Genomic DNA, 14,945 nt, shown 5'->3' on the forward strand with positions numbered 1-14,945 from the left:
CACCGGCATTGCTGCATCGCGAGACTGCGTCCTAATTGAGTCTTATATAAGACACAAGACCGGTTTCGTATTATGCAGCAATTTTTCATCATCCGCCATCCCGGACAGGCGCTGGCGTCGCGCCGCTGCGGCATACTGGCGCCTTTCCCGCACCGGTTCCCCCATGACCCTGATCGCCCTGAACAAGCCGTTCGGCACCATGAGCCAGTTCTCGCCGCATCCGAGCCGGCAGACGCTCGCCGACTGGATCGCGATGCCGGACGTCTATCCCGCCGGCCGGCTCGACGCCGACAGCGAAGGGCTGCTGCTGCTGACCGACGACGGCGTGCTGCAGGCACGCATCGCCGACCCGCGCCAGAAGCTGGCCAAGACCTATCTGGCGCAGGTCGAAGGCGTGCCGGACGAGGCCGCGCTGGCCCGGCTGCGCGCCGGCCTCGATCTGGGCGACTTCCACACGCTGCCGGCACAGGCCACATTGATCGACGAGCCCGCTTTCCTGTGGCCGCGCACGCCGCCGATCCGCTATCGCGCGGCGATCCCGACCCAGTGGATCGAGATCGTGATCCACGAGGGCAAGAACCGGCAGGTGCGCCGCATGACCGCGGCGGTCGGCCACCCGACGCTGCGGCTGGTCCGGGTCGGCATCGGTGCGCTGGACCTGCGCCAGCTCGGTCTGGCGCCGGGGCAATGGCAGGAAGTCGCGCCGCAAAGCCTGGGCATGACCGGCCCTGCCCGCGGTACGACGCCCGTGCGGCCGCGGTCGAATCCGCCCAGCCCGAATGCACGGCGCGCCAACCCGGGCCGTACCGAGACGGCGCGCACCGCCGGCCGTACCAACCGCCGCCGGCCGGCCTAGCCGCGCTGCGCTATGCTTGCGGCTTGCGTTCCGCCGCGTACAGCCGCGTACAGCCGCGTATCGCCGCGTATTGCCGACCCCGCCGTGATGACCTTCGCCACTCGCGCCCTTCGCTCGTTTCCCGCCATGCCACTGCACCGTCCGCCGTTCGCCGCCCCGCTCGATCGCGCTTCGCTTCGTTCATCCCGCCGCCCGCTGGCGCGCCGGCTCGCCGCCCTCGCCTGCGGCGCGGCGCTGCTGGCCCCGCTCGCGCACGCGCAGCAGCGGCTGCCGGTCGTCTCGCTGAGCGCCGGCATGTACGTGATCCGCGCCGAGGTCGCCGCCGACCAGCAGTCCCGCCAGCAAGGCCTGATGTATCGCAAGTCGATGCCCGCCAACGCCGGCATGCTGTTCGTGTTCGAGCAGAAGGCCGGCCACTGCTTCTGGATGAAGAACACGGAGCTGCCGCTGTCGATCGCCTTCCTGGCCGACGACGGGACGATCGTCAATATCGAGGACATGCGGCCGCACAGCGAGGACAATCACTGCCCGAAGGCGGCGATCCGCTATGCGCTGGAGATGAACCAGGGGTGGTTCGCGCAGAAGGGCATCAAGGCCGGCGCGAAGATCGGCGGCCTGCCCGCGCAGTAAAGGGCTTCGGAAGAACGAGCCGGAAAGAAATACGCGGCCCTCTGCCGGGCCGCGTCGTCATCGCCAGTGGCTGGCTCCGGACTTCAGTCACGGAAGTTGTTGAAGTCCAGCGGCGCCTCGGATACGTCCTTGCGCAGCATCGCGATCACGCTTTGCAGATCGTCGCGCTTGGCGCCCGACACGCGCACCGCATCGCCCTGGATGCTGGCCTGTACCTTGATCTTGCTGTCCTTGATCATCCGCACGATCTTCTTGGCCAGATCGCCGGTCACGCCCTTCTTGATCGTGATGACCTGCTTGACCTTGTCGCCGCTGATCTTCTCGGTCTTGCCGTAGTCGAGGAAGCGCACGTCGACATTGCGCTTGGCCATCTTGCTGAGCAGCACGTCCTTGACCTGGCCGAGCTTGAAGTCGTCATCGGCAAACGCGGTCAGTTCGCCTTCCTTCTGCTCGACACGGGAATCGGAACCCTTGAAGTCGAAGCGGGTCGAGATTTCCTTGTTGGCCTGCTCGACCGCATTCTTGACCTCGACCATATTCGCTTCGCACACCACGTCAAACGACGGCATCGCCTACTCCTTCTGAATGTCCGGTACCTCGGTCCTCGGTACCGCTGTTCGATTGCTGAACCTGTCCGGCCGGCGCCGGTGGTTCCGTATAATCCAGCCAACCCTGCAGTCCAGGCCGTTCCGCTTCCATCCCGCTGTCCGGGCATCCTCGTCCGGCAACTCTTTCCGCATGGCAGATTTCCACGAATTTTATCCGCTGCGCCAGCACAACACATTGGGTTTCGACGTACGCGCGCGCTTCGCGGTGGCGGTGCGCAGCGAAAGCGACCTCGTCGAGGCGCTGGCCGACCCTCGCGCCGCGCAGCGGCCGGTGGTGGTGCTGGGCGGCGGCAGCAACGTGGTGCTGACCGGCGATCTCGATGCGGTGGTGCTGCTGATGCAGATCCCGGGCTACACGGTCGCCAGTGACGACGAGGCCTGGCTCGTGACGGTCGGTGCCGGAGAGAACTGGCACGCGACCGTCAACCGCACCATCGCCGACGGCATGCCCGGCCTCGAAAACCTGGCGCTGATCCCGGGCAGCATGGGCGCCGCCCCGATCCAGAACATCGGCGCCTACGGCGTCGAACTGCGCGAGCGCTTCCACAGCCTGCGCGCCTGGGACCGGCAAACCCGCCGCTTCGTCACGCTGAACCTGAGCGACTGTGCGTTCGGCTATCGGGACAGCCTGTTCAAGCAGGCGGGCCGCGATCGCTACGTGATCACCGCGGTCACGCTGCGATTGCCCCGCCGCTGGCAGCCGGCGCTCGGCTATGCCGAACTCGCCCGTGAGTTGCATGACAATCCGGCACCCGATGCGGCAGCGATCCGCGATGCGGTCATCGCGATCCGCCAGCGCAAGCTACCCGACCCCGCTGTGCTCGGCAATGCCGGCAGCTTCTTCAAGAATCCGGTGGTCAGCGCGGCCCGGCGCGACGCCCTGGTGGCCGAGCACCCGGACCTGGTCAGCCATCCGCAGCCCGACGGCAGCTACAAGCTGGCCGCGGGCTGGCTGATCGACCGCTGCGGGTTCAAGGGCCTGCGCGAAGGCCCGGTCGGCGTGCACGAGCGGCAGGCGCTGGTGCTGGTGCACCACGGCGGCGGCGATGGCCGCGCACTGCTGGCGCTGGCAACACGCATCGCGGATACGGTGCGGCAGCGCTTCGGCGTGGAGATCGAACCCGAGCCGGTGGTGCTGTAGCGCCAGCGGTATCGCGAACCCCTTTCGCGGTCGCGCCGTTCGTCGACACCTACAACGGCATGTCCTGCAGGAATTCCTTGCGGATATCGACGGTGCCGCGCTTGCCGACGGCGTCGTAGTGCTGCTCGAGCCAGCCCTGCGCGGCCACGCGTCCGCGCTCGCGCAGCATCAGCAGGAAATTCCAGTCGGTCACCAGCTTGGTCGACGACGACAGGTCCGCCAGCGCCTCGTCGGCCCGGATCGAATGCAGCAGGATGTACTTGAGCTTGTCGCGGTATTCGGGCTTGAGCCACTCCTCGTCAAGCAGCTTCTGCACGAAGGCGATCGCGCGCATCTCGCGCAGCAGCGACGCGTTGAAGGTGATCTCGTTGAGCCGCTCCATCACTTCCTGCGGCTGCGTGGGCACGTCCGGGCGCGAAATCGGATTGATATGGACGACCAGGATGTCGCGGGACGCGGTCTGGTAGAAGAACGGGAACAGCACCGGATTGCCCATATAGCCGCCGTCCCAGTAGTACCGCTCGCCGATCTCGATCGCCGGATACAGATAGGGCAGGCAGGCCGACGCGAGCACCGCGTCGACGGACAGATCGGCGGTCTGGAACACGCGCACATTGCCGCTGTTGACGTCGGTGGCGGCGATGAACAGCTTCGTCTCCGGGCAGGCCCGCACGCGCTCGAAGTCGACCTGGTCCTCGAGCAGCGCGCGCAAGGGGTTGAACGTGCTGCCCTGCGCGGTCGCGCTCCACCAGCCGGACCACATCCGCATCCAGTCCTGCAGCGGCCAGCTGTTGCCCGGTTGGCCCGACAGCCAGTCCACGGTCTGCTGGCCGATCGTCGAGAACGGCGAGCCGGCACGCGACACGCCGAACCAGAAGTCGTGCAGCTTCTCTCTTGCACGCTCGGGGCCGCCCTCGAGCAGCCCATCGATCATCACCACCGCGTTCATCGAGCCGGCGCTGGTGCCGCTGATGCCGTCGAAACGCAGGCGGCCATCTTCCAGCAGCGCGTCCAGTACGCCCCAGCCGAAGGCGCCGTGCGCGCCGCCGCCTTGCAGCGCCAGATTGATCGGCTTGTGTCGATTTGCCATGCCGGAACTCCGTGAAGCGTGACGATCGAGGGAGACGGCCGCGGCATGCGCGCCGCCGCGGACAAGCGAGATGCGGTCAGCCGAAGTGGCAGACGTAGTCGAGCGTCTGCTGCACTTCGATATCGAAGCTGCTGTCGCCCGGAATGCTGAACTGCTGGCCCGCGCCGTAGGTCTGCCATTCGTCCGAGCCGGCCAGCCGCACGCGGCAGACGCCGGCATTGATTTCCATGATTTCCGGCGCGCCGGTCTTGAAGGTCAGCGAGGCGGGGAAGATCACGCCCAGCGTCTTGCGGGTGCCATCCGGAAACAGCACGGTGTGGCTGACGCATTTGCCGTCGAAATACAGATTGGCTTGCTTGACCACGGAAACATTGTCGAACTGGCTCATGGTGACTCTCCTGACAAACGATGGAATTGGTGTGCAGACCTGCGCCGACTTGCACGGACATGCCGACATGCGCGGACCTGCGCGGACATGAAAAGAGGGGCCGCCAGGGCCCCTCTCCTTCCTTGCCGATGCGCGTGACAGCCGCTCGCTGGCGACTTACTTGCCGCGCTGGCGGCGGGCGTTCTCGGCGATGCGCATGCGCAGCGCGTTCAGCTTGATGAAGCCGCCGGCGTCGGCCTGGTTGTAGGCGCCGAAGTCGTCGTCGAAAGTGGCGATGTTCTTGTCGAACAGCGTGTCCTTCGAATCGCGGGCCAGCACGATGACGTTGCCCTTGTACAGCTTGACGCGGACCCAGCCGTTGACGTTCTGCTGCGTATGGTCGATCAGCACCTGCAGCGCGCGGCGCTCCGGGCTCCACCAGTAGCCGTTGTAGATCAGGCTGGCGTAGCGCGGCATCAGGTCGTCCTTCAGGTGCGCGACTTCGCGGTCCAGCGTGATCGATTCGATCGCGCGGTGGGCCCGCAGCAGGATCGTGCCTCCCGGCGTTTCATAGCAGCCGCGGCTCTTCATGCCGACGTAGCGGTTCTCGACCAGGTCCAGACGGCCGATGCCATGCTTGCCGCCCAGGCGGTTCAGTTCGGTCAGCACTTCGGCGGGCGACATGCGCTTGCCGTTCAGCGCGACGATGTCGCCCCGCTCGAACTCGATGTCGAGGAACTCGGGCGCGTCCGGCGCCTGCTCCGGCGACACCGTCCAGCGCCACATGTCTTCCTCGGCCTCTGCCTTCGGGTCTTCCAGATGGCGGCCTTCGAACGAGATGTGCAGCAGGTTGGCGTCCATCGAGTACGGGGCGCCGCCCTTCTTGTGCTTCATGTCGATCTCGATGCCCGCCTTCTCGGCGTAGGCCAGCAGCTTCTCGCGCGACAGCAGGTCCCATTCGCGCCACGGGGCGATGACCTTGACGCCCGGCTCCAGGCCGTAATAGCCGAGCTCGAAGCGAACCTGGTCGTTGCCCTTGCCGGTGGCGCCGTGCGACACGGCGTCGGCGCCGGTGCTGCGCAGGATCTCGATCTGGCGCTTGGCGATCAGCGGACGGGCGATCGACGTGCCCAGCAGGTACTCGCCTTCGTAGACGGCATTGGCGCGGAACATCGGGAAGACGAAGTCGCGCACGAATTCTTCGCGCAGGTCGTCGATGAAGATGTTCTCGGGCTTGATGCCGAACTTGAGCGCCTTCTGGCGAGCCGGCTCCAGCTCCTCACCCTGGCCGATGTCGGCCGTGAAGGTGACCACCTCGCATTGGTAGGTGTCTTGCAGCCACTTCAGGATCACCGAAGTGTCCAGCCCGCCGGAGTAGGCGAGCACGACTTTCTTGATATCGCTCATGTTCGACTCGATGCGCAAAGGAGGCGCGGACCGGCAGGTAAGACAGCCCGCGCATCGGATAAGGAAAACGGAAAGCCGCTATTTTGACATGACCGCCCGGGCTTGGGCGCCACATCGCCGGACGGCGCGGCTCGGGCGCCAGACGATCGATCGGATCAACCGTTCAATAGCGCCCGCACAGCAGGTACTCCATCAGCGCCTTCTGCACGTGCAGCCGGTTCTCGGCCTCGTCCCAGACCACGCTCTTCGGTCCGTCGATCACGGCCGCCTCGACTTCCTCGCCGCGGTGCGCCGGCAGGCAGTGCATGAACAGCGCGTCGGGATTGGCGCGGTCCATCATCGCGGTGGTCACCATCCAGTCCTGGAAGGCGCGCTTGCGGACCTCGTTCTCGGCCTCGAAGCCCATGCTGGTCCAGACGTCGGTGGTCACCAGATCGGCGCCCTGGCACGCGGCCAGCGGATCGTCGAAGACCTTGACCAGGCTCGCGGCGCTGGCCGGCACCATCGCCGGATCGAGCTGATACCCCGGCGGCGCCGAGAAATGGAAGGTGAAGCCCAGCCGCTCGGCGGCCTGGATCCACGTGTAGGCCATGTTGTTGGCATCGCCGATCCACGCCACGACCTTGCCGCGGATGCTGCCGCGATGCTCGATATAGGTGAAGACGTCGGCCAGCACCTGGCAAGGATGGTATTCGTTGGTCAGCCCATTGATCACCGGCACGCGCGAATGGGCCGCGAAACGGTCGATGATCTCCTGGCCGAACGTGCGGATCATGATGATGTCCACCATGCGGGAGATCACCTGCGCGGCGTCCTCGATCGGCTCGCCGCGGCCCAGCTGCGAGTCGCGCGTGTTCAGGAACACCGCGTGACCGCCGAGCTGGTGGATGCCGGCCTCGAACGACAGCCGCGTGCGGGTCGAGTTCTTCTCGAAGATCATCGCCAGCGTACGGTCGTGCAGCGGATGCCAGGTCTCGTAGTTCTTGAACTTGGTCTTCAGAATCCGGGCGCGGTCGAGCAGGTACTCGTACTCCTTCGCATCGAGGTCGCTGAACTGGAGGTAGTGCTTGATCGGCGTTGGGCTCATAAAACAAAGAAGGCGGCTCGATGGGGACACGCGAGGCCATGAACGGTCATGGAACCACGCTGTCGCGGAGCCGCCTTTCGCGTCGCTTGCGCAATGTGAGTTCAGGAATCATAAGGGATTATTCCTGCTTTGGCGAGCCTGGGCGGGCACCCGGCCATGCCGGCAAAGCCCTGTGCCCGGCCATGCGGCGGCTTATGCGGCAGTCTTATATAAGATATAATACTCGCTGATTCACGCGGGGCCCGGCATACCCTTGCCGCCGCCCGCCGCCGGCATCAAAAGTGCCCCCGCCACTCCCGACGCCCCGCCTTCCGGCCAGATTCGCGCGAACCCATCGCCGCTCGCCGCGTCAAACGGGCGCCCGTTGCGGGTTTCCCGTCGAGTCACCAGCCTCACCGCAGTCCATGAATTCCACCGTTCGCCAGTACTTCATCCAGGGCATCACCAAGGAAGGCAAGACCTTCCGTCCGAGCGATTGGGCTGAACGGCTGTGCGGCGTGATGGCGCAATTCCGCCCGCCCGGCGATACCGGCGATCCCCGCCTGACCTACTCCCCTTACGTGCGCCCGGTGATGTCGGGCGGCGTCAAGTGCGTGGTGGTCGATGCAAGGCTGCGCGAGATCGAGCCCAAGGCGCTGGACTTCGTGCTGAACTTCGCGCGCGACAATCATCTGCAGCTGGTCGAGGCCTGCTCGCTCGATTGAGCGGAAGGCCGCACCGAGCGGAAAGCCGAAATGCAAAAAGCCCGTCATCGGACGGGCTTTTTTACTGCGCCGACCGCGCGCCAGGCGCGGCCGGTGAACGCGGCAATCAGGCGGCCATGGCCTTGATCGCAGCCGACAGGCGCGACTTGTGGCGCGCTGCCTTGTTCTTGTGAACGATCTTCTTGTCGGCGATGCTGTCGATCACGGCTTGCGAGTTCTTGAAGATCTCGGCAGCAGCTGCCTTGTCGCCAGCATCGATCGCCTTGCGGACAGCCTTGACGGCGGTGCGCAGACGCGAGCGCAGGCTGGAGTTGTGCGCGTTCTGGGCGACGGCTTGACGCGCGCGCTTGCGAGCTTGTGCGGAATTTGCCATTTCGTTAAATATCCTGAATTCAGATGCGTGCGTGGATTGCACAAGAGCGACCCGGGATGCACTGACACACGAATCCGGAACGCAACTATCTTCTCGAATCGGCGATTATACACACAAGATCGAAGCCGCCGCAAGGAAGATCCTGCCCCTCGGCGAAGGCGGCGGGCCGCGCACTCCAATCCGTATAATTGGCGCCACAATTGGCGGGCCCCGGCTCGCCCGGTGTGGTGCGATTGCAACTTTCGGCGTCCGGATGCCGTCTGACTGCGGTCTGCCGCCCGGCGACGCGCCCCGAGGCGGCGCTCCAACCGTTTCCAGTCTCCCCCGACCTTGAACCTGCTCAAATCGCTCGCCACCATCAGCGGCCTGACGATGCTGTCGCGCATCACCGGCCTGATCCGCGAGATCCTGATCGCCCGCGCGTTCGGCGCCTCGGACATGACCGACGCGTTCAATGTCGCCTTCCGCATCCCGAACATGCTGCGCCGGATCTTCGGCGAGGGCGCCTTCCAGCAGGCCTTCGTGCCGATCCTCGGCGAATACCACGGCAAGCGCGGCGACGAGCCGACCCGGCTGCTGGTCGACGCGGTGGCCACCGTGATGGCGTGGGCCCTGGCTGCGGTGTCGCTGATCGGCGTGCTGGCGGCCCCGGTGATCATGACGATCGTCGCAACCGGTTTTCGCGGCGACCACCAGACCTACGACGCGGCCGTCTTCATGACCCGCGTAATGTTTCCGTACATCGGGCTGATTTCGATGGTCGCGCTGGCCTCGGGCGTGCTGAACACCTGGCGCAACTTCGCGGTGCCGGCCTTCACGCCGGTGCTGCTGAACCTGTCGCTGATCGGCGCGGCGCTGTTCGTCGCGCCGCATCTGCAGCAGCCGATCTACGCCCAGGCCTGGGGCGTACTGGTCGGCGGCGTGCTGCAGCTGGCGATCCAGATCCCGGCGCTCAAGCGCATCGGCATGCTGCCGCGCATCGGCGTGAACCTGCGCGCCGCCTGGCGCGACCCCGGCGTGCGCCGGATCCTGCGGCAGATGGGCCCGGCGCTGCTGGGCGTATCGGTCGCGCAGATCAGCCTGATCATCAATACCAATATCGCGTCGCGGCTGGCCACCGGCAGCGTGTCGTTCCTGACCTATGCCGACCGCCTGATGGAATTCCCGACCGCGCTGCTCGGCGTGGCGATCGGCACGATCCTGCTGCCCAGCCTGTCCAAGGCCAGCGCGCGCGAGGACGGCGCCGAATACTCGGCGCTGCTCGACTGGGGCCTGCGGCTGACCTTCCTGCTGGCGATCCCGAGCGCGATCGGCCTCTATGTGTTCGGCGGGCCGCTGACCGCGGTGCTGTTCCACTACGGCAAGTTCGACGGCCATGCGGTCGAGATGACAAAGCTGGCGGTGATGGCCTACGGCGTCGGCCTGCTGGGCCAGATCCTGGTCAAGATTCTTGCGCCGGGTTTTTACGCCCGCCAGGACATCCGCACCCCGGTCAAGATCGCCATCGCGATGCTGGTGATGACCCAGCTCGCCAACCTCGCCTTCGTGCCGTGGATCGGCCACGCGGGCCTGGCGCTGTCGATCAGCGTCAGCGCGACGCTGAACGCCGTGCTGCTGTTCATCGGCCTGCGCCGCGTCGGCGTCTACCGGCCCGCGCCCGGCTGGTGGCTGTTCTTCGCGCAGCTGTCGGCGGCGGCGACGCTGCTGGCCGGCGTGCTGCTGTGGTTCGCGCGCACCTTCGACTGGGTCGCCCTCGGTACCACGCCGCTGCTGCGGATCGCGCTGATGGCCTCGTGCCTGGTGCTTGCGGCGGTCGTCTACTTCGGTACACTGTGGCTCACGGGCCTGCGCTATGCCGCCTTCAAGCGCAAAGCTGTCTGAAGACCATGGCGCCGGCCGCAACCAGGAACCGCTATGACCTCGACCAAAGTCCTGGACTATTTTGCCGCGCTGGTGGCGGACGACAGCGGCATCCCGCTGACCGAAACGGCCCTGTCGATCGCACAGGACGCCTACCCTGACCTGGACCTGCAGGCCGAACTGGCCGCCATCGATGTGCTGGCGCTGCGGCTCAAACGCCGGATCGCCGACGGCACCCCCGCCATTCAGCGCCTGCGACTGCTGAACCATTTCTTCTATCGCGACCTGGGCTTCGGGCCCAACGCGAACGACTACTACGACCCCGACAACTCGTATCTGAACGTGGTGCTGCGGCAGCGGCGCGGCATTCCGATCTCGCTCGCGGTGCTGTACATGGAGCTGGGCCAGCAGATCGGCCTGCCGCTCAAGGGAGTCTCCTTCCCCAACCACTTCCTGCTGCGGATGTCGATTCCGGCGGGCGAGGTCGTGCTCGATCCGCTGACCGGCGAGACGCTGTCCAAGGAGCAGCTGCAGGACATGCTGGACCCGTACCTCGAGCGCGAGGGCATCGCCGATCCAAACGCGGTGCCGCTGGGCCTGTTCCTGCAGACGGCCAGCCACCGCGAGATCATCGCGCGGATGCTGCGCAATCTGAAGGCGATCTATCTGCAGGAGTCGCGCTGGCAGCGGCTGCTGGCGGTGCAGAACCGGCTGGTGATCCTGCTGCCCGATTCGATCGAGGAAGTGCGCGACCGGGGCCTGGCCTACGCGAATCTGGAATGCTTCCGGCCCGCGCTGGAAGATCTGGAGGCCTATGTCAGCGCCCGGCCCGACGCGGCCGATTCGACCCAGATCCGCGACCGCATGCCGGCGCTGCGGATGATGAGCCGGTCGCTGAATTGAGCGCCCGCAGGGAACGAAGTCACCGAGAAACGAAGGAAGAAGGAAGCGACAGGCCGGCATCGCAACGGTGCCGGCCTGGCATCAAGCTGCGCCTTACGACACGCGGCGGCGCTTGTCGCCTCGCCGCACCAGGCGCCACAGCCCGCCGAGGATCAGCGGTACGATCGCCGCGCTGATGCCGACCAGCACGATCAGGTTCAGGTATTGCTTGATGAACGGCAGGTTGCCGAAGAAGTAGCCCGCAAACACCAGGCCCACCACCCAGGTGACGGCGCCGACCACATTGAACAGCTGGAAGCGCGCGAAGGTCATCTGCGACACGCCGGCCACGAATGGGGCAAAGGTCCGCACGATGGGCACGAAACGGGCGATCACCAGCGTCTTGCCGCCGTGGCGCTCGTAGAAGTCGTGGGTCTTGCGCAGTGCCTGCTGGTCCAGGAAGCGCCATTGATGGTCGAACACCTTGGGTCCGATCCAGCTGCCGACCCAGTAGTTGACGGTATTGCCGCCGATCGCGGCGACCAGCAGCAGGCCGATCAGCACCCACTCGTTCATCGCCCCCGTCGCGCAGAAGGCGCCGGCGATGAAGAGCAGCGAATCGCCCGGCAGGAAAGGCGCCACCACCAGGCCGGTCTCGGCAAAGACGATCGCGAACAGAATGGCGTAGACCCAGGCGCCATATTGCTGAATCACGGTGCCGAGGTACTTGTCGACATGCAGCAGCATGTCAATCACCTGCAATACGATATCCAAGACGTTCCCCAACTTTTTCCAGCCCGACATCATACAAGACGAACGTGCCCGCACCGGCGACGAAACGGCCGCCTGCGGACCGTGAGTGCGACCTCGCGCACGCAAGGCAGCCACGAAACCATGAGAAGGCCGCAATGAAGCCGGCACGTATAATCGCTGCCATGTCCGCGCCGCACTCCTCCTCCGCCTCTCCAGCCTCCGACGCCGCTTCGGCCGAACGCCCCCGGCGCCGCCTGGCGCCGGCCCGGCCGATCCGTCCGCTGCCCGACCAGCTGGTCAGCCAGATCGCGGCCGGCGAGGTGGTCGAGCGCCCGGCCTCGGTGGTCAAGGAGCTGCTGGAGAACGCGCTCGATGCCGGCGCGACACAGCTGTCGATCCGGCTCGAGGAAGGGGGCGTACGCCGCATCGTGATCACCGACAACGGCTGCGGCATCCCCGCCGACGAACTGGCGGTCGCGCTGATGCGCCATGCCACCAGCAAGATCGCCTCGCTCGACGAACTGGAATCGGTGCTGACGCTGGGATTTCGCGGCGAGGCGCTGGCCTCGATTGCCTCGGTCTCGCAGCTGGTGCTGACCAGCCGCACGGCAAACTGTCCCCACGCCAGCCAGATCCACGCGGATACCGGGGCGCTGCAGCCCGCGTCGGGCGGAGTCGGCACCACCGTCGACGTGCAGCACCTGTACTTCAATACGCCCGCGCGCCGCAAATTCCTGAAGAGCGAACAGACCGAGCTCGGCCATTGCCTCGAGGTGATCCGGCGCATCGCGCTGGCGCGGCCCGACGTCACGCTGTCGGTTCATCACAACGGCAAGCCAATGGAGCACTGGAACGCGGGCGATGTCGCCACGCGTACGGCCCAGGTGCTGGGCAGCGAATTTGCGCGCGCGCGGCTGCCGCTGGAGGAACAGGCCGGCGACCTCGCGCTGTACGGCTTCGCCGGACTGCCGACCGCCTCGCGCGGCCGTCCCGACCAGCAGTTCTTCTTCGTCAATGGCCGCTTCGTCCGCGACAAGCTGCTGACGCACGCCGTGCGCAGCGCCTATCAGGACGTGCTGCACGGCGACCGTTTCCCGGCGTATGTGCTGTGCCTGGACCTGCCGCCCGAGCTGGTCGACGTCAACGTGCACCCCTCCAAGATCGAGGTGCGCTTCCGCGAGTCGCGCGCGGTCCATCAGTTCGTCTACCACGCGGTACAGCGCTGCCTGGCGCGCCAGGCGGGCGAGAACGGCGACAGCCTGCAAACCGCCGACATCGGCGTCGGCCATGGTGGCCAGGCGCCGGCGCTGCGCGTCGCGGCCACCAGCCCTGCGCAACCCGGCGGGCGCCCCTGGGTCGATTACACCGCCGTGGCACGCCAGACCGAACTGGGCATCGCCCAGCCGCGGCAGGCTTATCTGGGCATGGTGCGCGATGCGCTGTCGCCGGCCGGCCATCGCTTCGCGCCGTCGAGCCAGCCGCCCGCATGGCTGGCCGATGCGCGTGCCGCGCGAGAAAACGAACCGCCGTCGCTGCTCGACGGCGCGCCGACGCAGGCGCCGCGTGCCACCGAGGGCCTGCAGGACGACGCCGACGACCATCCGCTCGGCTACGCCATCGCCCAACTGCACGGCATCTACGTGCTGGCCCAGAACGCGCGCGGGCTGGTGCTGGTCGACATGCACGCCGCGCACGAACGGATCCTGTACGAGCAGATCAAGACCGCCCTCGACGCGCGCCAGATGACGGTGCAGCCGCTGCTGATTCCAGTCACGCTGCCGGCCAGCCCGGTCGAGATCGGCGCAGCCGAGGAACATCAGGAGACGCTGGCGCTGCTCGGTTTCGATATCGCACCGGTGTCGCCAACCACGCTGGCGGTGCGCGCCATTCCCGCGCTGCTCAAGCAGGCCGACGCCGAGGCGCTGGCGCGCGACGTGCTGCGCGATCTGCACGCCTACGGCGGTTCCCGCGTGCTGGCCGAGCGCCAGAACGAACTGCTGGCGACGCTGGCCTGCCACAGCGCGGTGCGCGCCAATCGCAAGCTGACCGTCGAGGAAATGAACGCGCTGCTGCGACAGATGGAGCAGACCGAGCGCGCCGACCAGTGCAACCATGGCCGGCCGACCTGGGTCCAGCTCACCGTGGCCGAGCTGGACCGCCTGTTCCTGCGCGGCCAGTAAGGCCGCACCCTTGCTGTCGCCGTCCGCTTCTTCCATGGCCGCCGCTTCGCCCGCTCCGATCGTCTGCCTGCTCGGCCCCACCGCCTCGGGCAAGACCGCGGCCGCCCTGGCGCTGGCCGCGCGCGCGCCGATCGAGATCATCAGCATGGATTCGGCGCTGGTCTATCGCGAGATGGACATCGGCACCGCCAAGCCCTCCGCCGCCGAACTGGCCGCGGTGCCCCACCATCTGATCGACATCATCGATCCCGCCGACAGTTATTCGGCCGCGCAATTCGTCGCCGACACCAATGCGCTTGTCGAATCGATCCGCGCGCGCGGCCGCGAGCCGCTGATCGTCGGCGGCACCATGCTGTACTACAAGGCGCTGACCCAGGGCCTGAACGATCTGCCGCAGGCCGATCCGCAGGTGCGCGCCGAGCTCGACCGACTGGCCGAAGAGCGCGGCTGGCCCGCCCTGCATGCGATGCTGGCCCAGGTCGATCCAGTCACCGCGGCCCGGCTGGCGCCCAACGATTCGCAGCGCATCCAGCGCGCGCTCGAGATTCACCGGCTGACCGGGCTGCCGATGTCGGCGCTGCTGGCCCGCGAGGCCGATGCGCGTACCTTCGATGGCCAGGCGGGCTCGCGTTTCCGCGCCATCGCGCTGGAGCCGTCGGACCGCGCGGTGCTGCACGCGCGCATCGAGGCCCGCTTCGACGCAATGCTGGGCGGCGGCCTGCTCGATGAGGTCGAGCGCCTGCGCTCGCGCGGCGACCTGCATCCGGGGCTGCCGTCGATCCGCTGCGTCGGCTACCGGCAGGTCTGGGAATACCTGGACGGCCACTGCGATTTCGCCACGATGCGCGAGCGCGGCATCGCCGCGACCCGCCAGCTGTGCAAGCGCCAGCTGACGTGGCTGCGCTCGACGCCCGAACGGCTGGTGGTCGATTGCCTGGCGCCCGACTATGTCGAGCAGGTGGCGCGGCTGGCGCGGTTGGGCTCGTAGCCAGGGACGCACGCAGCGC

The 14,945-nt window shown here is 66.9% G+C and carries 15 protein-coding genes; 8 read left to right on the forward strand and 7 right to left on the reverse strand.

Annotated features, from left to right (window positions below):
* The first annotated feature begins 163 nt into the window (after positions 1 to 163).
* The gene (locus FOB47_RS21980; protein WP_174782124.1) at positions 164 to 856 is read left to right on the forward strand and encodes a pseudouridine synthase; all 693 of its coding nucleotides are present in this window, start codon (positions 164 to 166) and stop codon (positions 854 to 856) included.
* A gap of 132 nt (positions 857 to 988) precedes the next feature.
* Positions 989 to 1,486, forward strand: coding sequence for a DUF192 domain-containing protein (locus FOB47_RS21985; protein ID WP_174782539.1), 498 nt, complete (start codon positions 989 to 991; stop codon positions 1,484 to 1,486).
* An 83-nt stretch (positions 1,487 to 1,569) separates the two neighbouring features.
* On the opposite strand, the gene FOB47_RS21990 is transcribed toward FOB47_RS21985, so the two are convergent.
* Positions 1,570 to 2,055 (reverse strand): YajQ family cyclic di-GMP-binding protein, encoded by a 486-nt coding sequence (locus tag FOB47_RS21990; RefSeq protein WP_053822452.1) that lies wholly within the window; start codon positions 2,053 to 2,055, stop codon positions 1,570 to 1,572.
* A 169-nt stretch (positions 2,056 to 2,224) separates the two neighbouring features.
* On the opposite strand from FOB47_RS21990, the gene murB reads away from it, so the two are divergent.
* Complete coding sequence (gene murB, locus FOB47_RS21995; RefSeq protein ID WP_174782125.1) at positions 2,225 to 3,235, forward strand: UDP-N-acetylmuramate dehydrogenase; 1,011 nt, start codon at positions 2,225 to 2,227, stop codon at positions 3,233 to 3,235.
* Positions 3,236 to 3,284: 49 nt separating this feature from the next.
* Here murB and FOB47_RS22000 read toward each other — a convergent pair whose 3' ends face one another.
* The 4 genes from FOB47_RS22000 to argF all read right to left on the reverse strand — a co-directional run bounded on the left by FOB47_RS22000 (position 3,285) and on the right by argF (position 7,186).
* Positions 3,285 to 4,325: a patatin-like phospholipase family protein gene (locus FOB47_RS22000; protein ID WP_174782126.1), complete on the reverse strand. Its 1,041-nt coding sequence runs from the start codon at positions 4,323 to 4,325 to the stop codon at positions 3,285 to 3,287.
* Between the two features lie 76 nt (positions 4,326 to 4,401).
* A complete protein-coding gene (gene ppnP / locus FOB47_RS22005) occupies positions 4,402 to 4,713 on the reverse strand; it encodes a pyrimidine/purine nucleoside phosphorylase (protein ID WP_053822455.1) in 312 nt (103 codons plus the stop codon).
* Between the two features lie 156 nt (positions 4,714 to 4,869).
* Complete coding sequence (locus FOB47_RS22010; protein WP_174782127.1) at positions 4,870 to 6,099, reverse strand: argininosuccinate synthase; 1,230 nt, start codon at positions 6,097 to 6,099, stop codon at positions 4,870 to 4,872.
* 163 nt (positions 6,100 to 6,262) lie between these two features.
* The gene (gene argF / locus FOB47_RS22015; RefSeq protein WP_053822457.1) at positions 6,263 to 7,186 is read right to left on the reverse strand and encodes an ornithine carbamoyltransferase; all 924 of its coding nucleotides are present in this window, start codon (positions 7,184 to 7,186) and stop codon (positions 6,263 to 6,265) included.
* A 404-nt stretch (positions 7,187 to 7,590) separates the two neighbouring features.
* Here argF and FOB47_RS22020 point away from each other — a divergent pair, with 404 nt between their 5' ends.
* Positions 7,591 to 7,890, forward strand: coding sequence for a DUF3579 domain-containing protein (locus tag FOB47_RS22020; protein ID WP_006579060.1), 300 nt, complete (start codon positions 7,591 to 7,593; stop codon positions 7,888 to 7,890).
* 106 nt (positions 7,891 to 7,996) lie between these two features.
* On the opposite strand, the gene rpsT is transcribed toward FOB47_RS22020, so the two are convergent.
* Positions 7,997 to 8,263, reverse strand: a complete 267-nt coding sequence (gene rpsT, locus FOB47_RS22025; protein ID WP_006579059.1) for a 30S ribosomal protein S20 — start codon at positions 8,261 to 8,263, stop codon at positions 7,997 to 7,999.
* Positions 8,264 to 8,593: 330 nt separating this feature from the next.
* Here rpsT and murJ point away from each other — a divergent pair, with 330 nt between their 5' ends.
* Together murJ and FOB47_RS22035 are read left to right on the forward strand one after the other, a co-directional pair.
* Positions 8,594 to 10,144 (forward strand): murein biosynthesis integral membrane protein MurJ, encoded by a 1,551-nt coding sequence (gene murJ / locus FOB47_RS22030; RefSeq protein WP_053822458.1) that lies wholly within the window; start codon positions 8,594 to 8,596, stop codon positions 10,142 to 10,144.
* 33 nt (positions 10,145 to 10,177) lie between these two features.
* Positions 10,178 to 11,026, forward strand: a complete 849-nt coding sequence (locus FOB47_RS22035) for a SirB1 family protein (RefSeq protein WP_023263957.1) — start codon at positions 10,178 to 10,180, stop codon at positions 11,024 to 11,026.
* A 93-nt stretch (positions 11,027 to 11,119) separates the two neighbouring features.
* On the opposite strand, the gene FOB47_RS22040 is transcribed toward FOB47_RS22035, so the two are convergent.
* Positions 11,120 to 11,767: a VTT domain-containing protein gene (locus tag FOB47_RS22040; RefSeq protein ID WP_170265880.1), complete on the reverse strand. Its 648-nt coding sequence runs from the start codon at positions 11,765 to 11,767 to the stop codon at positions 11,120 to 11,122.
* A 173-nt stretch (positions 11,768 to 11,940) separates the two neighbouring features.
* Here FOB47_RS22040 and mutL point away from each other — a divergent pair, with 173 nt between their 5' ends.
* Both mutL and miaA read left to right on the forward strand, forming a co-directional pair.
* Positions 11,941 to 13,938: a DNA mismatch repair endonuclease MutL gene (gene mutL, locus FOB47_RS22045; RefSeq protein ID WP_174782128.1), complete on the forward strand. Its 1,998-nt coding sequence runs from the start codon at positions 11,941 to 11,943 to the stop codon at positions 13,936 to 13,938.
* Positions 13,939 to 13,972: 34 nt separating this feature from the next.
* Positions 13,973 to 14,926, forward strand: a complete 954-nt coding sequence (gene miaA, locus FOB47_RS22050; protein WP_174782129.1) for a tRNA (adenosine(37)-N6)-dimethylallyltransferase MiaA — start codon at positions 13,973 to 13,975, stop codon at positions 14,924 to 14,926.
* Positions 14,927 to 14,945: the final 19 nt, after the last annotated feature.

Origin of the sequence: Cupriavidus gilardii (assembly GCF_013347325.1) — a bacterium.
Lineage (GTDB): Bacteria > Pseudomonadota > Gammaproteobacteria > Burkholderiales > Burkholderiaceae > Cupriavidus > Cupriavidus gilardii.